The following is a 21,911-nucleotide window of genomic DNA, read 5'->3' on the forward strand; positions in this document are numbered from 1 at the left end:
CTTGGTTGCAAACTGGTTTGTAATGCAAACCATATGCGTGGACAAACCAGTTTGCAACGCAAACCGGGTGGTCTTCAGGAACTAGCGCACCGTGACGCTGGTTGCCAGTTCGGCCGTCGACGAACCACCCACCCAGAGGTCGAAGTCGGTGGCCTCCTGTACCCACTCATGCACGGCGGCATTCCAGTAGCGCAGCTCGTCGGGGCCCAGATCGAAGGTCAGTTCCCGGCTCTCACCGGCCGCCAGGGTGACCCGCTGGAAGCCCTTGAGCTCGCGCACGGGCCGGGACGCGGACCCGTAGCACTGGTGCAGGTAGAGCTGCGCCACCTCGTCGGCCTCCCGGTCCGAGGTGTTGGTCAGCGTCACCCGCACCGTCGCCGTCTCCCCGACGGCAAGCTGCGCTGGCTCCACCCGAAGGTCGGAGTACTCGAAGCTGGCGTACGACAGGCCGTGGCCGAAGGGGTAGAGCGGCGTCGACGGCTCATCCCAGTACCGCTCGTGGGCGTATTCCGGCTGGAAGGTGGTGTAGTGCGACAGCGTCATCGGCACCTGACCGACGCTGCGCACCCAGGTGAAGGGCAGCCGCCCGGCGGGGGAGCGGTCACCCAGCAGCACGGCGGCCACCGCCTCACCACCGCGGCTGCCCGGGTACCAGGCTTGCAGGATGGCGGGCAGGTGCTCGTCGGGCCAGCGCAGGTCCAATGGCCGGGCAGACATCAGCACCAGCACCACTGTGGTCCCCGTCTCGGCCAGTCGCTGCAACTGCTCCAATTGGCGCCCCGGCAGGTCCAGGCTGCTCACCGAGGCCCGCTCGCCGGTCTGGTTCTGCCGCTGCCCGGCGACGACGATGGCGACGTCGGCTCCGCGGGCCAGCTCCACGGCCCGCTCGATCTGTGCATCGTCGTCGTAGCCCTCGCCGGTGACGGCGGGTTCGGCCTCCATGTCGTCGAACATCGACGGGTACAGCCGGTCCGGGATGGAGGCGCCCGGCGCGTGCCGAACGTCAACGCCGTCGCCCAGCCGCGTCCGCAGCCCGTCCAGGATGGTGACCGTCTCGTCCAGGTCGAAGTCGAAGATCCACGGGCCCAGGAGGTCGCGACGGCTGTCGGCCAGTTGCCCGATCACGGCGACCTTCTTCAGGGCACCGGCCTCCAGGGGCAGCAGGCCGTCGTTCTTGAGCAGCACCAGGGACTTCTCGGCGGCCTCGCGGGCCACGTCGCGGTGCTCGGGGGCCGTGAGTACCGCTGCCGCCGTGGCCTCGTCGGCGAAGGGCTGGTCGAGCAGGCCGAGGCGGAACTTGGCCGTCAGGATCCGCCGCACCGCCTGGTCCAGCTCCTGCTCGGTGACGGTGCCGTCGGCGATCGCCCGAGGCAGGCGGGAGTAGGCCGGGTCGGTCATGGTCATCTCCATGTCCAGACCCGCGTGCATGGCCTTCGCGGCGGCATCCGTCAGGTCCTGGGCGTAGTGCTGGGTGGCCAGCGAGCGCACGGCATTGGCGTCGGAGACGACGAAGCCCTCGAAGCCCATCTGGTCACGCAGCACCTCGGTCAGCAGCCAACGGTTGCCCGAGGCGGGCACGCCGTTGAGGTCCATGTAGGCGCTCATGATGTTGCCGGCCCCGGCCTTCACCGCGGCGTGGAAGGGCGGCAGGTAGACATTCCACAGCTCGTTGTCGCTGATGTCGGAGTCCTCGTAGTCCCGGCCTCCGGTCGCGGCCCCATAGCCGGCCAGGTGCTTGGGGCCGGCCAGGATGTGCTGGCTGTCCAGCCGACCCTGCTCGTCCGGCTCGCCTTGGAAGCCACGAACCTGGGCGGCGGCCATGGCGGAGCCGAGGTAGGGGTCCTCGCCGGCGCCCTCGAACATCCGGCCCCAGCGGGGGTCCCGGGCGATGTCCACCATCGGCGCGAAGGTCCAGTGGATGCCGACGGCGCGTGCCTCGCGCGCGGCAACCTCCTGCCCGCGGCGTGCGGTCTCGGGACAGAAGGAGGCGGCCACCCCGAGCGGGGCGGGCAGGACGGTGCGCAGGCCGTGGATCACGTCGAAGCCGAAGAGCAGCGGGATGCCCAGTGGGGACTGCTCGACGGCGAGCCGCTGCAGCCGGTTGGCCGTGGCGGCGTCACGCACGAACAGCACCGATCCGGCGCGGCCCTCGACGATGGCCTGCTCCACCTCGTTGACGTCATTGTCGCCATTGGCCTGGGAGGCTTCCGGCGTCGCGAAGTAGAAGAACTGGCTGACCTGGCCGGCCTTCTGCTCGACGGTCAGTCGCCCGAGCAGGTCCGAGACACGTTCGGCGATCGGCAGCTCCGGATTCCTGAAGGTTTCTGTGCTCACGTCCAGCTCCTCGTTCGGGGCGCCGGCGGCGCCGTTGCCTACCACAAGGTTAGTTCGGCTCCGGGGTGGGCAAAAGGGCGCGACGAACAGGGGAGGGGCCAGTCACCGGTGGTGACTGGCCCCTCGTGACCTTCGAGACTGGTGCGCTCAGTTCATCAGGTCGGCGTAGAGCACGGTGGAGAGGTAGCGCTCACCGAAGTCGGGCAGCACCACGACGATCGTCTTGCCGGCCATTTCGGGGCGCTCGGCCACCTGCTTGGCAGCCACCAGGGCGGCACCGGCGGAGATGCCCACCAGCAGACCCTCCTCCTTGGCGGCGCGACGGGCCATCTCGATCGCCTCTTCGCCGGAGATGTCCAGCACCTCGTCGTAGATCTCCCGGTCGAGGGTGTCCGGGACGAAGTTGGCGCCCAGGCCCTGGATCTTGTGCGGGCCGGCCTTGCCGTCGGTGAGCAGCGGGCTCTCGGCGGGCTCCACCGCAATCACCTGCACCTCGGGCTTCTGCTCCTTCAGGTACTTGCCCGCGCCGGAGATGGTGCCGCCGGTGCCGATGCCGGCGATGAAGACGTCGACGGTGCCGTCGGTGTCCTCCCAGACCTCACGTCCGGTGGTCTTGTAGTGGATCGCCGGGTTGGCCAGGTTGGCGAACTGGCTTGCCAGGATTCCGCCACGCTCGGCCGCGATCTGGTCGGCCTTGGCGACGGCGCCCTTCATACCGTCGGCGCCGGGGGTCAGCACCAGCTCGGCACCGTAGGCGCGCAGCAGGGCGCGACGCTCCATGCTCATGGTCTCCGGCATGGTCAGCACCACCTTGTAGCCGCGGGCCGCGCCCACCATGGCCAGGGCGATGCCGGTATTGCCCGACGTGCCCTCCACGATGGTGCCGCCCGGCTTCAGCTCGCCCGAGGCCTCGGCGGCGTCGATGATCGCGACGCCGATCCGGTCCTTGACCGAATTGGCCGGGTTGTAGAACTCCAGCTTGGCCAGCACGGTCGCGTTGCCGTCCACCAGCTTGTTGAGCTTGACGAGGGGGGTGCCGCCGACGACTGCGGTCACGTCTGAGTAGGTCTTCATGTTCCCTGCAACTCAGCGACTGACCGGTTTGTTCCGGATCTCGGCAAGAATCTCAGGATGTGGTCATACCGGGCGAGTTCATCATCGCCGACGGGCCACCGACGCGGCGCCGCTGGTCTGCCGATTCCCCTAGACTTGCCCCATGCCTGCAGCCCACGATCTCGTCGTCGTCATCGACTTCGGCGCGCAGTACGCCCAACTGATCGCACGACGCGTGCGTGAGGCCCATGTGTACTCCGAAATCATGCCCCACACCGCCACCGTCGAACAGATCATGGCCAAGGAGCCCTCGGCCATCATCCTGTCCGGTGGTCCCCAGTCGGTCTACGCCGACGGCGCCCCGCAGGTGGATCCCACACTGTTCACCGCCGGTGTGCCTGCCTTCGGCATCTGCTACGGCTTCCAGGCCATGGCCAATGCCTTGGGCGGCACGGTGGCCAAGACCGGCCTCAGCGAGTTCGGCCGCACCCAGCTGGCCGTCACCGAGCCGGGCTGCCTGCTGGACCAGCTGCCCAGCACCATGAACATCTGGATGAGTCACGGCGACTCGGTCACCAAGGCACCCGCGGGCTTCACCGAGCTCGCCCGCACCGCCGGGGCCCCCGTCGCTGCCTTCGAGAACACCGACACCAAGCTGGCCGGCGTGCAGTGGCACCCCGAGGTGCTGCATTCCGAGCAGGGCCAGGCCGTGCTGGAACGCTTCCTGTTCCAGATCGCCGGGCTCAAGGCCGACTGGACCAGCGCCAACATCGTCGACGAGCAGGTGGAACGGATCCGCCAGCAGGTCGGCGACAAGAAGGTGCTGTGCGCCCTGTCCGGGGGCGTCGACTCGATGGTGGCCGCGGCCATCGTGCAGCAGGCGATCGGAGACCAGCTGACCTGCGTCTACGTCGACCACGGCCTGCAGCGCAAGGGTGAATCCGACCAGGTGGAGAAGGACTTCGTCGAGATCACCGGCGCCAAGCTGGTCGTCAAGGACGTCTCCGAGCGCTTCCTGGCCAAGCTGGCCGGCGTCACCGATCCGGAGACCAAGCGCAAGACCATCGGCAACGAGTTCATCCGGGTCTTCGAGGACACCGCCCGGGAGATCGCCGACGCCGACGGCATCGACTTCCTGGTGCAGGGCACCCTGTACCCCGACGTCGTCGAGTCCGGCGGCGGCGAGGGCGCCGCCAATATCAAGAGCCACCACAATGTCGGCGGCCTGCCCGAGGACATGCAGTTCCGGCTGATCGAGCCGTTGCGCACCCTGTTCAAGGACGAGGTGCGCGCCGCCGGCCTGCAGCTCGGCCTGCCCGAGAAGCTGGTCTACCGGCACCCCTTCCCCGGCCCCGGCCTGGGCATCCGGATCATCGGCGAGGTCACCAAGGAACGCCTGGACATCCTGCGCGAGGCCGACTTCATCGCCCGCGAGGAGCTCACCAAGGCCGGCCTGGACCGTTCCATCTGGCAGTTCCCCGTCGTGCTGCTCGCCGACGTCCGCTCCGTCGGCGTCCAGGGCGACGGCCGGACCTACGGCCACCCGATCGTGCTGCGCCCCGTCACCAGCGAGGACGCCATGACCGCCGACTGGGGCCGCCTGCCCTACGAGGTGATCGAGAAGATGAGCACCCGGATCACCAACGAGGTGCGCGAGGTGAACCGCGTCGTCGTCGACGTCACCAGCAAGCCGCCGGGCACCATCGAGTGGGAGTGACACACGGGGGCTCCGCCCCCGTGGACCCCCGGTAGGGGTTGAGAGAGTGCCTGGCTGTCCACTTCGGTGGGTGGCCGGGTTCTTTCCTTCTGGAGTCGCTTCGCTCCGTCTTGCCTGTCCGGGCTGCTCACGCTCGTTCCTCGCGCTCGCAGCGCACGGGGGCTCCGCCCCCGTGGACCCCCGGTAGGGGTTGAGAGAGTGCCTGGCTGTCCACTTCGGTGGGTGGCCGGGTTCTTTCCTTTTCTGGAGTCGCTTCGCTCCGTCTTGCCTGTTCCGGGCAAGCGCGCCGGCTCCTTCGTCGCCTGCTTGCCCGGGCTGCTCACGCTCGTTCCTCGCGCTCGCAGCGCACGGGGGCTCCGCCCCCGTGGACCCCGGTAGGGGTTGAGAGAGTGCCTGGCTGTCCACTTCGGTGGGTGGCCGGGTTCTTTCCTTTTCTGGAGTCGCTTCGCTCCGTTACTTCTGTTCCGTCCAGGCGTGCGCTCCCTTGTCGCTGCCTGGACGGGCTGTACCGGCTCGCCGGTACAGCACCCCTCGGCGAGCTCGGGGATCGTGGTTGCGTGGGGTGACCACGGTGGCCGAGCTTGTCGAGGCCCCGCCCGTGGCTGGGGACGCAACAGTGCCCGCCCCCGGATGGGGCGGGCACTGCGGGGAAAGGGTTGGGGATCAGTTGCGCGGGTCGCCCTCGTAGGGGTTGAAGACCTCCTGCGGGCGCTCGGCGCTCGGGGTCTGGTTGCGCTTGGCGTCGTTGCTGGCCTTCCAGTCCTTGGCCTGTCCGATCAGGGTGTCGACGCCGGCCTGGTCGGATCCCTCCTCGGGCATCACCAGCCACAGCAGCGGGTAGACCCAAAGGCTGACGCCGCCGATCAGCATGGCGCCGGCGACGACGACGCGGACCAAGGTGACATCGACCTTGAGGTAACGGGCAATACCGGAGCACACGCCGGCGATCACGCGGTCGTCGGTGGGCCGGACGAGGTTCGGGATGAGGGCCATGGTGTTCTCCTTGGGTGTGGCCGGCGCCGGGTGAGGCGCCGGCCGGGGTTGAGCAGGGATTTCTGGTTTGCCTGGAAGCTTTCGGCTTCTGGTACCCATCCTGCGCCGATGGGGGAGCACAAACCATCCGGCACAACCCTGAACGGCACCCGACACTTGTCGCACAGGGCCCTTGCGGGGTGGCGGCGGACGCCCGCGCGTGTGAGTCTTGGAGTCATCATGAGCGACGAGCATCCCTTGGCGGACCGGCCATCAGCGCCGGACGCGGATGCGTCGCGCCCGGGGTCCGAGCCGACGCGGCAACTGCCCCGGCAGTCGGAGCCCGGCGCCGACCAGCGGTCGGCCGATCACGCGCACACGGCCGACGAGAACTCCACGGCAGAGCCGGTTGATGCCCTCCGGCGCTCCCCGTCGTCGCGGCTGCCCGAGGCTCAGAACGACGACGACCGGCTGCCCGCCCCGCCCCGGGCCCATCGGGTTTCGGAGGGCGCCTGGTTGGGCGGGGTCTGCACCGGCATCGCGGATCATCTGGGCTGGCCACTTCTGGTGGTGCGCGGCGGTTTCGTGGTGCTGGGCTCCATGCAGATGCTCGGCGTCTTCCTCTACGGCCTGCTGTGGATGCTGATGCCCTCGCAGGGCGAGGAGGATGCCGCGGAGGCCCCAGGCTTGGAGGCCGCCAAGCGGAAGGACATGCGTCGCCCCGGCAGCGCCGTCGCCCGAGCCAAGCGCGACGGCGCCGCGGCCGGGTCCCTGGCCTTGATGGGCGGCGGTGTGGTGCTGCTGGCGCAGCGCTTCGGGGTGGGGCCGTCGTCGGCGATCTTCTGGCCGTTGGCCTTCGCCGCGGCCGGTGTGGCGATCGTCTGGCGGCAGGCCGACGCCCCGCGACCCACCGCCGACGAATTGAAGACCGGCACCTGGCTTGATCGGCTGCTGCTGGGCCGTGGCTGGGCCGAGGTGGTGCGGATGGCCGTCGGGCTGGGCCTGGTGGGTGTTTCGGTCTCCATGGTGGCCGCCAGCCAGATCGGCGTCGCCCAGCTGCCGATCGTGCTGGGCTTCGCCGCGCTGATGCTGCTGGGCGTCACGATTGCCGCGGCCCCGTGGATCGCCAAGTGGCGTCGGGCCTCACAGGCCGCCCACGAACGTGCCCTGCTGGAGCAGGCCCGGGCGGACATGGCAGCCCATCTGCACGACTCGGTGTTGCAGACCCTGGCGCTGATCCAGCGCCAGTCGGAGGATCCCAAGGCTGTCGCGTCGCTGGCCCGGCGACAGGAACGTGAACTGCGCACTTGGCTCTACGGCGAGCTGCCCGCAGAGACCACGCTGAAGGCGGCGTTGACCAGGGCCTGCACGGAGATCGAGGACGAACGCGGGGTGGAGATCGAGCTGGTCTGCGTCGGCGACGTGGAGACCGACAGCCAGACCGACGCCGTGGTGCGTGCCGCCCGCGAGGCCATGATGAACGCCGCCAAACACTCCGGCGCGCCCCGGATCGATGTCTACTGCGAGGTGGAACCCGGGCTGGTGGAGGTCTTCGTCCGCGACCGCGGGGCCGGCTTCGACATCGAGACCATCGGGAATGACAGGATGGGTGTGAAGCGGTCGATCATCGAACGGATGGAACGCCACGGCGGCACCGCCAGGATTCGTTCCGCACCAGGTGAGGGCACCGAGGTGCGGTTGGTGATGGAGATCTGAAGGGACAGTCATGGAGCAACAGGAGCAGAGCATGCTTGGCCAGCCGGAGGGCAGCCCGCAGCCGCCCGCGCCGAGCGGGCCGTGGCGGGTCGTGCTCGTCGACGACCACGCCATGTTCCGCGCGGGGGTGAAGCACGAGCTGGGCACCTCCACCCGGATCACCATCGTCGGTGAGGGCGAGGACGTGCCCACCGCCGTGCGCAGCGTGCTGCAGCACCAGCCCGACGTCGTGTTGCTCGACGTGCACCTGCCCGGTGGTGGTGGCGCCGAGGTGGTCAAGCAGGTGCACGCGACGATGCCGCAGATCAAGTTCCTGGCGCTCAGCGTCTCCGATGCCGCCGAGGACGTGATCGGCGTGATCCGGGCCGGCGCCCGCGGCTATGTCACCAAGTCCATCTCCAGCGACGACCTGCTGGAGGCCATTGACCGAGTGGCCGGCGGCGACGCCGTCTTCTCACCCCGGTTGGCGGGCTTCGTGCTGGACGCCTTCAGCGGCAGCATCGACGTGGCCAGCGTCGACGAGGACCTGGACCGGCTCAGCCCGCGCGAGCGCGAGGTGCTGAAGTTGATCGCCCGCGGCTACGCCTACAAGGAGGTGGCCCGTGAGCTGTTCATCAGTGTCAAGACCGTCGAGACGCACGTCTCCAGCGTGTTGCGCAAGCTGCAGCTCTCCAATCGGCATCAGCTGACCAAGTGGGCCACCGACCGCAAGCTGGTCTGATCAGCCCCGACGGCGGGCCAGACCGCCGAGCACCAGACGCAGGAGCCCCAACCCGATCAGCACGAAGGGTGCCGCCTGGGCCAGCTGGTCACGGTCGATGACATGACCCGTCGCCTGCCACAGCCCCAGGGCAGCCAGTGCCGTGAAGACCAACCCCCACCACAGGCCAGCGGCGTCGAAGCGGCTATGCATGGCGCACCGTCCCGGAGGCGGCCTGCAGCTGCAGATCGATCACCAGACGGGGCTGGTCGGTGGCTTGTTCCGGCCACGAGCCGATGCGCTGCCCGTCGGCGGTGAAGACCGAACCGTCCTTGGCCACCTCCAGGTCAGCCGCGGTGAGCCGATAGTCGATCCGCACGGCAGCGTCCTCGGGGAGCACCAGCTCGACGTCGGCGGCGGTGGCCCGGATGCTGATCCGGGCCGGTGTGCTGCCCACGCCGCTCAGGTCAAGCCGGGACAGGTCGAAGCGCCCCTCGGTGGCCGCGAGCTCGATCCGCTCCTGCGGCAGCTCGGCGGTGGAGGTCCAGACCACGTCGCGCGGCTGCACGGCACTGCCCTCGATCGGCGGGGCCAGGGCGGAGGCCACCACGAGCACACCCGCCAGGACCGCCATCCGGGGGCGGGGGAGGCGTAGTAACGCGCAGCCCAGCAGGGCGAGGGCCAGAACGCCCAGCCCGACGCCATGCTGCAGCAGACGGACGTCGGTGATCGGCCAGGGAGAGGATGGGGAGAGCTGGGGGGCCGTCAGGGCGGCGGCAAGGCTCAGGCCCAGCACCAGCAGGCCCAACAGCCAAGACTTGCGCACGCGGCGACGCACCGGCACCGGCGGAGTCCAGACCGGGGGGACAGCCGCACTGTGGGTCGCGTGGGCCGTGGTGGGTGGGGGGCCGACGGGCCATGCCGCGGGCCGGGCAGCTGCAGGGTGGGGGACAGCTGGCGGGGGGAACTGTGCAGGCGGAAACTGTGGCGGTGGGAACTGTGGCGCTGCGAGCTGCGATGGGGGATTGTTGGGAGGCGGCAGCTGGCGGGTGGCCTCCACGTCCAGCACCCGAGTCGGCTCGGTGAGCTCGAGCGTTGGCTCATCGAGTTTAATCGTGGGTTCCGTCAACGCGACGGTAGGCTCCTCCAGCGCGATGGTGGGCTCGTCCAGCGGAACCGTGGGGGTGTCTAGCGCGATGGTGGCTTCATCCTGCACGGCGGTGGGCAGCCGGACGGTGGCATGGTCCGTGGAGACACCGGGCCTGTGCAGCGCCACCGTGGGCTCGTCAGGCAGCGGGTGACCCACCTGTTGCAGCCGGTCGGCCCAGGCCTGGGTGGCCAGGTCGAAACCTGAATTGGGGGTGATGACGGGCGCCTCGGCCGGCCGGGGAGGGAGCGGGACGTCGTCGGGGCGTTGCCGTCGGGCCAGCAGCACCATGGCGATCAGGACGATGCCCGGCCCCACACCCCAGCCCGCCACGGGCCCGAGCAGCAGGCTGCAGACCAGGCTTCCCACCAATCCCACGGTGAGCAGCCGCTGCGGGCTCCAGTCGTCGGTCTGCCCGAACCACTCCTGCGCCAGGCTGCGGGTGCGGCCGGCTTGCGGCAGCACCAGCCAGGCCCAGGCGTAGAGCGCCACGCCGAAGCCCGAGCTGAGCGCCAGCACCACTGTCGCGATCCGCACCAGCAAGGGATCGACGCGCAACTGCTTGGCGACGGCGAAGCACACGCCGGCCAGCATCGCGTCGTCTCGGCTGCGGCGCAGCGCGGGGAAGGAGTCCATGACTGCCATGGTGCTGCGTGACCTCCCGCCACACCATAGGGAATCACCCTGAGATCGTGGGGAAAACTCTGCCGACGGGGAGCCACGACCCCCGCGGTGCGCAATTCGGGGTGCTCGGGAGGGGCCCCGAACATGCAGCCAGGGCCCCGGCCGAAGCCGGGGCCCTTGCTGGGTCTTGGTTGGGGAAGGAAAGGTCTGAGGTCAGACGCGGCTGGACTTGCTCTGGATGAAGCCCCAGATACCCAGCACGATCAGCGAACCGACGACCGCCATCAGGATGCCGTACAGATTGATCGCAGAGACTGACTTGTTGAAGAGCGTGGAGCCCAGGAAGCTGCCGACGAAAGCACCGATCACGCCGAGCAGCATGGTGACGATGATGCCACCGCCCTGCTTACCGGGCATGACGAGCTTGGCGAGGGCGCCGGCCACCAGGCCGAGGATGAGTGTTGCAATGATTCCCATGACAATGACGATAGGTCAGGGGACTTGAAAAGTCGCGTCATTCCACTCGGGGCGAAAATTGCTCACCCCACGGGGTGGTGGGATCCGGACGCCCAGCCCTAGAAGAGCGGCCGCCAAGGGGCCAGCAGGCTCTCGGTGAACTTCGCCACCACTGAGCGGCGCTGCCACTCGTCGTGGGTCAGCTCGATGCAGTTGGCCTCGTCCACCGCCCAGATCTCCTCCATCCGTCGGGCCACGGACGCATCCAGGATCTCGGCATTCACCTCGTAGTTGCCGGCCAGGCTGAGCCGGTCCAGGTTGGCGGTGCCGATGGTGGACCAGTAGCCGTCGATGGTGGCGGTCTTGGCGTGCACCATCGCGCCCTGGTAGAGGAAGAGCCGCACCCCGTATTTCAGCAGGTCGTCGTAGAAGCCGCGGCTGAGCCAGTCCGCGACGACGTGGTTGGACTGGGCGGGGACGATGATCCGCACGTCCACCCCGCGTCGGGCGGCGCCGAAGAGTGCGGCGGTCAGGTCGTCGTCGGGGATCAGGTAGGCCTGGGTGAGCCAGATCCGCTCCGTGGCGCGGTCGATCGCCTCCAGGTACATGTTGCGGATCGGGTAGACCGAGATCTTGGGGGTGTTGCGGTGCACCCGCACCGATGTCTCCCAGGAGCGCACGCCGTGCTGCACCAGTTCATGCCCGGCGTCGCGGCGGGCACTGAGCACCCCGACGTGGCGCAGGTTCCAGTAGTCGACGAAGGCATTCTCCACTTCCGCGACGGCCGGTCCCACCAGCCGGGCGTGGGTGTCGCGCCAGCGGTTGGCGTAGGTGTCACCAATGTTGTAGCCGCCGATGTAGGCCACCCGGGAATCGATCACCAGCAGCTTGCGGTGGTCGCGGCCGATGCTGCGCGGGGTGGGCAGGGGGCTGGCGATGATCGGGTGGCTCTGCACCAGCACATTCGGCGGGAAACGGAAGAAGCTGCGGGGCACCACCAGGTTGGCGAACTCGTCGAAGACCACACAGACCTTCACCCCGCGATCCGCGGCCGCGATCAGGGCATCCTTGAAGCGTTGCCCGATGGTGTCACCCTTCCAGATGTAGGTCTCGAAGTAGATCGTCTCTCGGGCCGATTCGATGTCGGCCAGTATGTCCCGGTAGAGATCGTCTCCGAAGGTGTAGACAGTCACCTCGTCGCGGCCCGCGGTGACCGGCGTCGGATCGGCGACGGGGAAGCGGTAGGGCCGACGGTGTCGTCGCTGCACCGCGTCGATGGCGGTCAACCCGACGGCCGTGCCCACCTGGGCGGTGAAGACGGTGGCCATGGCGCGGGCTGCCAGGCGTCGAAGATCGGGGCGCTGCATGCCCTCCACGATAGCCACCCATTGGGGTGGGGCCGACGCGGCGCCGCAGGACTGTCGGTACCAGCGAATAGGGTGTACCTGCCATGAGTGACCTGCCGATGCCAGACCTGTTCAGCTCCTTCGAGCCCGAGCCGAGCCGACGCCCCCCGGCGCCGCGTCCGGAGGAGGTGGCGCGTGCTTCTGCCCGCCCCGCCGTCGACGAACTGCTGGACGGGCTCAACCCGCCGCAGCGCCAGGCCGTGCTGCACGCCGGGGGGCCGGTGCTGGTGGTGGCCGGGGCCGGCTCCGGCAAGACGCGGGTGCTGACCCGTCGGATCGCGCACCTGGTGGCGGCCCGCGACGTGCACCCGGGCTCCATCCTGGCGATCACCTTCACCAACAAGGCCGCGGCGGAGATGAAGAGCCGCGTGATCGACCTGGTGGGCAACCGGGCCAAGCTGATGTGGGTCAGCACCTTCCACTCGGCCTGTGTCCGGATCCTGCGCAGCGACATCGACCGTTTCGGGATGAACAAGAACTTCTCCATCTACGACGACACCGACGCCAAGCGGCTGATGACGCTGGTCACCCGCGAGCTGGAGATGGATTCCAAGCGCTACCCGGTGCGTGCGGTGATGAACTGGGTTAGCAACTGCAAGAACGAGCTGATCGACCACGAAAGTGCCCGGGACCAAGCCGGGGAGGGCAACGAGAAGGCCTATGCCGAGGCCTACGCGGAATACCAGCGACGACTGGTGGCCGCCAACGCCCTGGACTTCGACGACCTGATCATGACCACCGTGCACCTGCTGCAGTCCTTCCCTGACCTGCGGGAGGGATACCGGCGTCGCTTCCGGCAGGTGCTCGTCGACGAATACCAGGACACCAACCACGCCCAGTACCAGCTGATCCGCCAGCTCTGCGGCCAGCTGGACGACGTGGTGCTCACCGACGGCACGCCCACCATGGAGCCGCCGGAACTGATGGTGGTGGGCGACTCCGACCAGTCGATCTACGCCTTCCGCGGCGCCACCATCCGCAACATCCTGGACTTCGAATCCGACTTCCCCGGTGCCGCCACCATCCTGCTGGAACAGAACTACCGCTCCACCCAGAACATCCTCACCGCAGCCAATGCCGTGATCGGCCACAACCCCAACCGGCCGGAGAAGCGGCTGTGGAGCGATCAGGGCGAGGGCGCGCTGATCACCGGCTACGTCGCCGACACCGAACACGACGAGGCCCAGTTCATCGCCACCGAGATCGACAAGCTGGCCGACGACGGCACGTCCCGCTATGGAGACACGGCCGTCTTCTACCGCACCAATGCCCAGTCCCGGGCCTTCGAGGAGGTCTTCATCCGCGTCGGGCTGCCCTACAAGGTGGTCGGCGGGGTGCGCTTCTACGAACGCAAGGAGATCCGCGACGCGATCAGCTACCTTCGCGCCATCGCCAACCCGGCCGACGACGTCAGCGTCCGACGGATCCTCAACGTCCCCAAGCGGGGGATCGGCGACCGTGCCGAGGCCGCGATCGAAGCCCTGGCCACCAGCGAACGGATCCCCTTCTCCGACGCCCTCGATCGGGCCAGCGAGGCCCCCGGGATCGCCACCCGCAGCTTCAACCAGATCAAGGGCTTCGCCGAGATGATGGCCGCCCACCGACGGATGGTGGTTGAAGGCAAACCCGCCGACGAGATCCTCACCTCCATCCTCAAGGAATCCGGCTACCTGCACGAGCTGGAGAACTCCACCGACCCGCAGGACGAGACCCGGCTGGAGAACCTCGTCGAACTCGTCGCCGTCGCCGGGGAATTCGTCGCCGCCGCCCACGCGATCGACCTCGGCGAAGGGGTCCCCGGGCTCGGCGAGAGCGACGACGAGGCCACCGAGCTGGGCGATGAACTGGCCGCCGGCATGCCCGAACCCGACGACAGCCTGCCCGCCTTCCTGGAACGGATCGCGCTGGTGGCCGACTCCGACCAGATCCCCGACGACGGCGACGGCGCCGGAGTGGTCACCCTGATGACCCTGCACACCGCCAAGGGGCTGGAATTCGACACCGTCTTCCTCACCGGCTTCGAGGACGGCGTCTTCCCGCACATGCGCGCCCTGATGGACCGCGACGAGCTACAGGAGGAACGCCGGCTGGCCTATGTCGGCATCACCCGCGCCCGCCAACGCCTCTACCTGTCGCGGGCCGCGGTCCGCACCGCCTGGGGATCACCCGCCTACAACCCGCCGAGCCGCTTCCTAGACGAAATCCCCGCGCACCTGATGGACTGGCGACGCACCGGCGCCGCCCTCAGCGGCTGGGCCTCCACCTCGGCCACCCGCACCGCCCAGGCCCGCCAGTCCACCGGACGCTCCTTCGGCTCCGGCAAGACACTCAGCGGTCAGCCCAGTTTCGGCTCCGGCCAGCCCAAGGCCAAACGACTCACCTCCGTCGACGTGGGGGAGCGGGTGCTGCACTCCAGCTTCGGGATGGGCACCGTCACCGGGGTCACCGGCATCGGGGACAAGATGATGGCCGACGTGGACTTCGGCAGCTCCGGGGTGAAGCGGTTGAGTCTGAAGCACGCGCCGATGGAGAAGTTGTAGGCGGCTGTTTCCGACTGGTGCCGGCGTGGGGTGGGTGCGGGCCTCGGATGACAGGAAGTACTTGGCGGGACACAACAAGTCCCGCACACCGGGAGTGTGCGGGACTTGTTGAGAAGACTGAGAATCCGTCGGTCACATGTGGACGCCGAGGGTCAACAGGTAGCTGACAGGATTCTTGCTGGAGTAGACGTCGCCCGGGGTGGTGCCCTTGGGGTAGTACTCGAAGTGCAGGTGCGGGCCGAAGGTGCGGCCCTTCATGCCGACGTAGCCGATCACGGTGCCGGCCTTGACCACCTGGCCGGGAGAGACCGTGTACTGGCTCATGTGGGCGTACAGGGTCGAATTGCCGTTGGCGTGGTGCAGCACCAGCGCGCTGTCGCCGGCCCAACCCTGACAGCCACCGCAGTTGGTGGCCGCAACACCGTCGGCGACGGCGAGGATCGGGGTGCCAACCGGGGCAGGCAGGTCCTGACCGGTGTGCCAGCGGGACCAGGAGCCGTACTGACCCCAGGAAGCGCCGACGCTGTAGGTGCCGGGGCGCATCGGCTTGGAGCCGCCGCTGCCGGTGACCGCGCCTGCGGCGGCGGTGTCGGCGGGCTTCGGGGCCACAGCCTGACCAGCGGCCCGCTTCTTCTTGACCTCGGCCTCGGCGGCCTTCTTGGCCTCGGCCTCGGACTTGCCCTGGGCCTTCAGCTTCTCCTCGGCCTTGCGCTTCTCCTCGGCGATCCGGCCAGCCTCGGCCTTCACCTTCGCGATGTCGACGTCGATCTGGTCGCCGCGGTACTCGGCGCCGCTGTCCGTGGCGGTCTGGGTGACGGTCTCGTTGATGTCCTTCAGCGAACCCTGGCGAGCGGTGGCGTCCTCGTTGGCAACGGCCTTGCCCAGCTCGGTGCGAGCGGCGGTGCGGCTGATCGAGGTGCGACCGGCGAAGGCGGCCAGCGTGCCATTGTTCTGCCGCTGGACTGTGTTGGCCTGCGCCACCTGCGACTGCACCTGCTGCTCGATGCTGAGCGCGTCGGGGGCGGCCACGGCGCGGGTGACGTCCTTGCTGTTCTTGTCGGTCGAGACCGAGGAGGTGTCGACTCGCTGCGAGCTGGCCGAGGCCGTCGCGACGACGCCGCCAACGGTCAGCAGGCTCAGGGTGCTCACCGCCAGGGCTGCCAGGCTGCGCTTGAGGACGCTCGGGCCGGACTCTTCCTCGGCCGTGTCCAGAACACTGTCGAAGTCGAGTTCGTCGGGGGTCTCCGACACCTCCAGAACGCGCTTGGCGCGAACCTTGCGGAACGGGGTGTGGGACACGGTTCTCCTATGCGGACGACAACAGTTCAGATCCTACGTCGTTACCGACAGTTGCGTCAGCGGACGATTTCGGGGATTCACGGGGGGCCCGCGATTTCACGACTAGATGAACCTTAGCATTTCTCAGGAAACGGTCATAATCAAGCGCTGTGAGATAGATCACTCCGACTGTCCGGTGTCACTGCTGGGTGGAGCGCAGGCCCGCTCGCACGGCAATCTGGGTGAACTTGTCCTTGCCCAGGTCGTAGGACGCGCTGGGGTTGTTCACCAGGTAGATCACCCGATGGCCAGCCAGGACGACGGCGGTCCGGAAGCGTGCCGTTTCGCTGCCGCCCAGGCTCTGCTGCACCAACAGGGTGCGGGCGGTGACATCGATGTCCTTGTCACCGGGGGCTCCCTTGGTCAGGCTCTCGCCGACCTTCGCGGTGCTCTGTCGGGTGGCGCAACTGTTCAGGTTGTTGTTCAACCGGCCCGCGAAGGCCCGGGCCGCCCGGGGGTCACGGAAGGTGTAGGCGATCTCGTCGATGCCAAAGGTACGCGGAGCAGCATTGTCCTGGGTCATCAGGAAGGTGCGCTGCTCCCGCTTCGACGGGCCAGGGACCGAGGCCAGGTCAATGTTCTCGCAGGTGGTGCCCTTGGCAGTGATGTTGGTGGTGTCGGTGGCGGTCCACAGGCCGGCACCGGGGGAGACGCGCTGGAGGTCGGAGGCGATCAGCCAACCCGGTGTGCCGCTGGGCGGCGGCAGGATGGCTCCGACGCCGGGGCTCTTGGCGCACTCACCGCCGGAGGTGGCGCACTGCCGATTCACCGCCAGCTTCGCCGCCTGGCTGAGCGTGGCAGTGGAGAAGGCCTTCCCCGCCTGCGCGACATCAAAGGTGTGCACCACCGTGCCGGTGCGGGTCAGCAGCAGGGTGTGGTACTCCGCCGTCTGGTTCTGGTAGGCAATGGTGATGGCCGAGGCCTCGTCGCCCATGCCCGTCACCTTGGCTGAACCGACGATCCACGCCGGAACCTCGTCGCAGGCCGCCATCTGGGCGGCGCGGGCGGTGTAGGCATTCTGGGCGTCCGCCGTGGTGGCGAAGGAGTCGATCTGGTGCTTCACGCTGGGCGCCGACGCGGTCGGGGTGCTGAGCGTACGCTGCTTGGTCAGCGTCGGGTTGGGCTGACCCTGGGTGGAGTTCATGCATGCCGGTCGCAGCGTCGTGGGGGTCAGCTTGTCCAGGGTCGTCGGCGCCGACCAGGTCTCCTTGGGGGCCAGGGCAGCCACATCCTTGACGTTCAGCAGTTCCTCCTCGGTGACCACCGGAGGCTTGCTTACGGTGGGCGTCGGCGTGGGGGTCACGACGACGACCGGCTTGCGGGTGTAGGCATATCCCAGGCCGAAGGCCAGCATCGCCAGGGCGATGATGCCGGCAATCCATGGCAGCAGTCGCAGCCCCAGCGGGCGGCCCGACTCGGGGCTGAAGGTGTCCTCCGCATAGCGTTCCGCCGCATGCGCAAGGCTCGCCCCGGGGACGTCACCGCGGGCCAGTGCGGCGCGGGCGCCCACGATGGCGGCATGCTGCCTGGGCTCAAGAACGGTCGGCTCGGCCTCGCGGGCCTCGTCGGCCTCCTCGGGCGTGACGGGTGCCGCCTCGTCGAAGATGTCGATCGTTTCCTCGTTCGCCTCGACGGTGGGTTCCTCGGGCGCCAGGGCACCGACGATCTCCGAGGTACGACGCTGCTCGCCCACGCTCGGGCGCATCCACGCGCTGTGGTCCTCGGCCGGGACTGGCGGCATCACCGTGGTTGCGGCGTCGTCACCGGGGAAGGTGCCGTCGGCTGGGATAGGGTCGGAGCCGCCTTCCGGGCGGGCGGCCGGAGTTTCGGGTTCGACGAACTGCTCGTCCTCGGCCCCGTGGGGTCGCGGCTGCTGGGTATTGTCGTCGGTCACGCGGATCCTCCGGGAACTCGTGGATGAAGAAGACATCATGGAAAAGCTCAGGCAGAGTTTACCTGCCGGGACGCTTGACGGCGATTCCGGCGCATGTTAGGCGGGGCGAGAGGCGGAGCAATGAGGGCATTCCCCAGCAGGCGCACCGGGGCCGAGGAGTCACCGCGCCAGGGCGCCGGGCGACGACCCGTGAAGTCCCCCGGGGATGATCGCCCGTCCGCGTCCCGGACGGGGGCGTTGCCCTGGCCCGTCCTGGCGGCGCTGGCGGCCCTGGCCACCGTCGTCGTCGGGGTGATCCCGCCGATCGCGCTGGCCGCCGTCGGCTGGATCCAGGCCCCCGACGTCGGCGCGTGGCCGATGATCGCGATCGGCGTGCGCGGCTGGCTGCTTGCACATGGTGCAGGCATGGAGGTGCGTGGGGCCACGCTCAGCCTGGTTCCGCTGGGAGCCACCGCCCTGATCCTGGCCGCGGGCAGCGGATTGGCGGGCATGGCGGCCGACTCCGCCCGGGCGGAGGCCAACATCGAGCTCTCCCAGAAGCAGCGTCGCGCCCTGGCCGGGCGTGTCGCCGGCGTCTTCACCATCGCCTACGTGGTGTGTGTGCTCTTCGGCTCCGCGCTCACCGATACCGCAAACCAGACCGGTCGGGCCCTGCTCGGCGGGCTCGTGGTGGGCGGTCTGAGCGGTCTGATCGGCGCCGGTCGCGCTGTCGACTGGCATCCGACCGTCTGGTGGCCGGCCTGGGCCAGGGCCATCCCCCGGGCTGTCCTTGCCGCCCTGGCCGTGATGATCGCCACCGGCGCCGTGGCCGGGATGATCGCACTGCTCCAGCACCGCGCGCGGGTGGCCGATCTGCACAATCTGTTGATTCCCGGTACTGGTGGCGGGATCGCCCTGCTGATCCTCCAATTGTCCTGGTTGCCCAATCTGGTCCTGTGGTGCGGTTCCTGGGCGCTGGGGGCCGGCTTCTCCATCGGCTCAGGAACGCTGGTCTCCCCGGCGCACAACCTCACCGGCATGCTGCCCGCCATTCCGGTCTTCGGGGCGATCGGTGCCAACGGGCCTGGCCCCAAGCTGGCGCTGCTCTGGCTGCTCTCCGGCGTGGTGGCCGGCGGGATCGCGGCCGCGGTGATCGTGCGCTCCCGGCCGGCCGCGCGGCTGGACGAGACCTCCCTAGTGGGTGGCCTGTCCGGGGTACTTGCCGGGCTGAGCTTCTGGCTGCTGGCCGCACTCAGCAATGGCAACCTGGGCGAGACCCGGCTGGTGCAGATCGGTGCCCGGTTGGTGCCGTTGGCCGTGATGGCGCCGACGCTGATGGGGGTTTCCGGCCTGGTCACGGGGCTGGCGCTGGGCCTGCAACGGGAGCTTGCCGGGCGCCGGGCCGCGGCCGAACACGCCGGGGCCGTCCAGCCGCAGGCGGATCCCGAGGGGCCAGGCCCGAACTGAGCCAGTCTCGGAAAGTGTGGATGGATACACACCGTCGATGGTGGTAACCATCCACACTCTCGATTTGCTTGAAATGTAGCTAGATAGATCTCATACTTAGCTACATGAGCGACAAGGACCAATACTGGCCGAGTGCCTGGGTGCGGGCCTGCCTGGAGATCGCCATCCTGTCCACCCTGCAGGACGACGCACTGCACGGCTATGCCATCGCCAGTCGGATGGAGGAGGCCGGGCTGGGCAGGTTGAAGGGCGGCTCGTTGTACCCGACGCTGGCCCGGCTGGAGCAGGCTGGCTTCGTGGAGGCAGTCTGGCTGCCGGGGGAGTCCGGCCCCGGCCGCAAGGCGTACACCCTCACCACGTCGGGCCGCGAGGAACGCACCCGACTGATCGCCAGCTGGCGAGATCTCTCCAATGCCCTGATGGCACTCGGGAAGCCCAGCGAGGTGACCCGATGATTGACCTGCTCAAGGACTTCTATGACGCCCGCCGGGTGATGGCCGATTCCCAGTGGGCGGATGCCGCACATGGTGAACTCCTGCGCGCCGGGCTCCCAGCCGTGCGGATCGACGACCTGCTCGGCGAGGTGTTGGTGGCCGTGCGGGAGAGTCAGGCAGGCCCTGAGGAACTGTTCGGCCCGGCCACTGCCTGGGCGCAGCAGTGCGCTGGCGAAGCCAGCCAGGATGGGGAGGACTTCGTCGATCCGACGGTCACCGCTCCCGCCGCCGTGGTCAGGGCCATGTGGGTGGCGGCCCTGGTTTCGGTCTTCTTTGCCTTCATCACCGTGCGCGTCGGGGGCTGGGGCCGCGGCCTGTACGCCTCCGCGCCATGGTTCCCGCTGGGTTTCGGTATCGCCGTGGGCCTGGCCAGTTTGGTGCACGGCGCCCTGGCCAGGCGCCGCTCGATCTGGCTGGCCCGGGTGGCGGCGCTGGCCGCCGCGAGCCTGGTCATCGTCCTGACGGCACTGGTGATGAAGGCGCTGGAGGACGTCTGGCTGGTTTCTCGCGGAGGTGTCCTTGTCTTCCTCGGGGAGGCCCTGATGCTCTTCGGCATCTGGTGGAGCCTGAAGCCCTGGGCGGCCCGCCGGGCCCGCGTGGTGACGGTTCGTGGACCGTCGGCCATTGACGACGCGCAGTGGCTGGAGCTGGCGCGCGCCGAGTTGGGCAAGCGAGAGGACCTGCCCCCCGGCGGGGTGCTGCAGCTGTTGGAGGAGGCACAGGAGCACGCCCGGGATGCCGGAACCAGTCTGGCTGCCGAGTTCGGCAATCCCGTGGGCTACGCCCGGCAACTGCCCGTCGACGAGGTGGCAGACGCCCGCGCCCAGGTCTGGTTCTGGTTGGCAATGAGCACCTTCCTGACGGTGCTGATCGGCGTCCACGACCACTGGCATCCCACCGCCCTGCATCTGGTCTTCCTTGTCATCAGCCTTGCCTGCGTCGCCCTGAGCATCTGGGGTCAGCGCGAGGCCGTCCGCATTCGAACCCGAGGAGCATGACAATGAGCACGAATCGCACCTTCGACGCGATCGAGGAGTTCAAGGCCGCCCGCGGTCAGGAAGCCGACGCCACCTGGGCCGCCCGCGCATTGTGGAAGCTGACCACCGCCAATCTGGAGGCGGGTGAGGTGGATCGTGCACTGGCCCGTGCCTGCGAGCAGGTGCGCGAGAGCCAGGAGAGCGCCGAGGATCTGTTCGGTTCCGCCGACGGCTGGGCCACGGATCAGGTGACCGAGCTGAGCGAACAGGGTGCGACCTTCGTGGACGACTCCACCGATGCCAACACCTTCGCCGTGGTGTCCCTCGGTATGGCAGGCATCATTGCCCTGCTCTTCGCCGTCATGCTGTGGTTCAAGTACGACGACGGTGCGCCCTTCAATGGGTGGCTGGCCGCCACCCCGGTGCTGTTGGGGCTGGCGTCCGTCGGAGTGGCCACCGTCAGTGAATTCTTGCAACGAGCCCATTCCGCGGTGGTCGCATGGGCGGGTGCCGCGATGGTCCTCGCCGTGTCAGTGGGGCTGACCTTCCTCTGCTTCGTGCGCGGGCAGGGCGCCCCGCACCGCAGCCCCGTGCTCTGGCTGGCCGAAGCCCTGGTGCTGTTCACCCTTGCGTGGGCCGCGTCGAAGCTCGTCCCGGAGACTCCGCCGCGCTTCGTGCGGGCACAGGGCCCTTCGGCCGTCTCCGACGACGAGTGGCTCGCGACGGCGGCCGGGGAACTACGCGAACGTGTGGACCTGGCGGAGGCCCAGGTGCAGGACGCCCTGGCCGAGGCTCGGGCGCATGCCGCCCAGAGCGGGACGCGGCTTGCACAAGAGTTCGGCAACCCGGTGGGATACGCCCGCCAGCTGCCCGGTGACCAGGCAGTTTGGCACATCCGCAAGGCGATGCTGAACAGCTTCCTGTTGCTCTGCTGGGTGTTCGTCGTCTGGGACTGGAACTGGACCTCGTCGCTGTGGGGGAGTACCTGGCGCGCCGCGGTCCTGCTGCTGTTCTTCTGGCAGGCAGTGCAGAACTGGGTCGGCTGGCATCGGGTGCGCGCCCGGCGCTGAGGGGCGGCGAGGGGCTCGGGGCGGATA

Annotated in this window: 17 protein-coding genes; 8 read left to right on the forward strand and 9 right to left on the reverse strand. The window is 68.8% G+C overall.

Annotated features, from left to right (window positions below; genetic code table 11):
- Positions 1-81: 81 nt before the first annotated feature.
- Complete coding sequence (locus AAEX57_RS09455; protein ID WP_342092641.1) at positions 82-2,334, reverse strand: glycoside hydrolase family 3 N-terminal domain-containing protein; 2,253 nt, start codon at positions 2,332-2,334, stop codon at positions 82-84.
- 147 nt (positions 2,335-2,481) lie between these two features.
- Positions 2,482-3,408, reverse strand: coding sequence for a cysteine synthase A (cysK, locus tag AAEX57_RS09460; RefSeq protein ID WP_342092642.1), 927 nt, complete (start codon positions 3,406-3,408; stop codon positions 2,482-2,484).
- Positions 3,409-3,550: 142 nt separating this feature from the next.
- Between cysK and guaA the strand changes: the two genes are divergently transcribed.
- The gene (gene guaA, locus AAEX57_RS09465; protein WP_342092643.1) at positions 3,551-5,104 is read left to right on the forward strand and encodes a glutamine-hydrolyzing GMP synthase; all 1,554 of its coding nucleotides are present in this window, start codon (positions 3,551-3,553) and stop codon (positions 5,102-5,104) included.
- Between the two features lie 663 nt (positions 5,105-5,767).
- On the opposite strand, the gene AAEX57_RS09470 is transcribed toward guaA, so the two are convergent.
- Positions 5,768-6,097, reverse strand: coding sequence for a PspC domain-containing protein (locus AAEX57_RS09470; RefSeq protein ID WP_342092644.1), 330 nt, complete (start codon positions 6,095-6,097; stop codon positions 5,768-5,770).
- 219 nt (positions 6,098-6,316) lie between these two features.
- Between AAEX57_RS09470 and AAEX57_RS09475 the strand changes: the two genes are divergently transcribed.
- Positions 6,317-7,792 (forward strand): PspC domain-containing protein, encoded by a 1,476-nt coding sequence (locus AAEX57_RS09475; RefSeq protein WP_342092645.1) that lies wholly within the window; start codon positions 6,317-6,319, stop codon positions 7,790-7,792.
- A 31-nt stretch (positions 7,793-7,823) separates the two neighbouring features.
- Positions 7,824-8,513 carry a response regulator transcription factor gene (locus AAEX57_RS09480; RefSeq protein ID WP_342092715.1) on the forward strand — a complete coding sequence of 230 codons (690 nt, stop codon included), beginning with the start codon at positions 7,824-7,826 and terminating at the stop codon, positions 8,511-8,513.
- On the opposite strand, the gene AAEX57_RS09485 is transcribed toward AAEX57_RS09480, so the two are convergent.
- From AAEX57_RS09485 to AAEX57_RS09500, 4 genes are all read right to left on the reverse strand, one after another.
- Positions 8,514-8,705: a hypothetical protein gene (locus AAEX57_RS09485; protein WP_342092646.1), complete on the reverse strand. Its 192-nt coding sequence runs from the start codon at positions 8,703-8,705 to the stop codon at positions 8,514-8,516.
- Positions 8,698-10,275 carry a PspC domain-containing protein gene (locus AAEX57_RS09490; protein WP_342092647.1) on the reverse strand — a complete coding sequence of 526 codons (1,578 nt, stop codon included), beginning with the start codon at positions 10,273-10,275 and terminating at the stop codon, positions 8,698-8,700. The genes AAEX57_RS09485 and AAEX57_RS09490 overlap by 8 nt, the downstream gene beginning before the upstream one ends.
- A gap of 201 nt (positions 10,276-10,476) precedes the next feature.
- A complete protein-coding gene (locus tag AAEX57_RS09495) occupies positions 10,477-10,740 on the reverse strand; it encodes a GlsB/YeaQ/YmgE family stress response membrane protein (RefSeq protein ID WP_342092648.1) in 264 nt (87 codons plus the stop codon).
- A 98-nt stretch (positions 10,741-10,838) separates the two neighbouring features.
- Entirely contained in the window at positions 10,839-12,086 is a 1,248-nt protein-coding gene (locus AAEX57_RS09500) for a phospholipase D-like domain-containing protein (RefSeq protein WP_342092649.1), read from the reverse strand.
- 92 nt (positions 12,087-12,178) lie between these two features.
- Between AAEX57_RS09500 and pcrA the strand changes: the two genes are divergently transcribed.
- The gene (gene pcrA / locus AAEX57_RS09505; protein ID WP_446721156.1) at positions 12,179-14,665 is read left to right on the forward strand and encodes a DNA helicase PcrA; all 2,487 of its coding nucleotides are present in this window, start codon (positions 12,179-12,181) and stop codon (positions 14,663-14,665) included.
- A gap of 132 nt (positions 14,666-14,797) precedes the next feature.
- Here pcrA and AAEX57_RS09510 read toward each other — a convergent pair whose 3' ends face one another.
- Together AAEX57_RS09510 and AAEX57_RS09515 are read right to left on the reverse strand one after the other, a co-directional pair.
- Positions 14,798-15,964 (reverse strand): M23 family metallopeptidase, encoded by a 1,167-nt coding sequence (locus AAEX57_RS09510; RefSeq protein ID WP_342092651.1) that lies wholly within the window; start codon positions 15,962-15,964, stop codon positions 14,798-14,800.
- Positions 15,965-16,142: 178 nt separating this feature from the next.
- Entirely contained in the window at positions 16,143-17,897 is a 1,755-nt protein-coding gene (locus tag AAEX57_RS09515) for a hypothetical protein (protein ID WP_342092652.1), read from the reverse strand.
- A 120-nt stretch (positions 17,898-18,017) separates the two neighbouring features.
- On the opposite strand from AAEX57_RS09515, the gene AAEX57_RS09520 reads away from it, so the two are divergent.
- The 4 genes from AAEX57_RS09520 (at position 18,018) to AAEX57_RS09535 (ending at position 21,884) form a co-directional block, all read left to right on the forward strand.
- Entirely contained in the window at positions 18,018-19,343 is a 1,326-nt protein-coding gene (locus tag AAEX57_RS09520; RefSeq protein ID WP_342092653.1) for a cell division protein PerM, read from the forward strand.
- Positions 19,344-19,447: 104 nt separating this feature from the next.
- Positions 19,448-19,798, forward strand: coding sequence for a PadR family transcriptional regulator (locus AAEX57_RS09525; protein ID WP_342092654.1), 351 nt, complete (start codon positions 19,448-19,450; stop codon positions 19,796-19,798).
- Positions 19,795-20,835, forward strand: a complete 1,041-nt coding sequence (locus AAEX57_RS09530) for a hypothetical protein (RefSeq protein ID WP_342092655.1) — start codon at positions 19,795-19,797, stop codon at positions 20,833-20,835. The genes AAEX57_RS09525 and AAEX57_RS09530 overlap by 4 nt, the downstream gene beginning before the upstream one ends.
- 2 nt (positions 20,836-20,837) lie before the next feature.
- The gene (locus tag AAEX57_RS09535) at positions 20,838-21,884 is read left to right on the forward strand and encodes a hypothetical protein (protein ID WP_342092656.1); all 1,047 of its coding nucleotides are present in this window, start codon (positions 20,838-20,840) and stop codon (positions 21,882-21,884) included.
- Positions 21,885-21,911 lie beyond the last annotated feature (27 nt).

It is taken from the genome of Luteococcus sp. H91 (assembly GCF_038433135.1).
Lineage (GTDB): Bacteria > Actinomycetota > Actinomycetes > Propionibacteriales > Propionibacteriaceae > Luteococcus.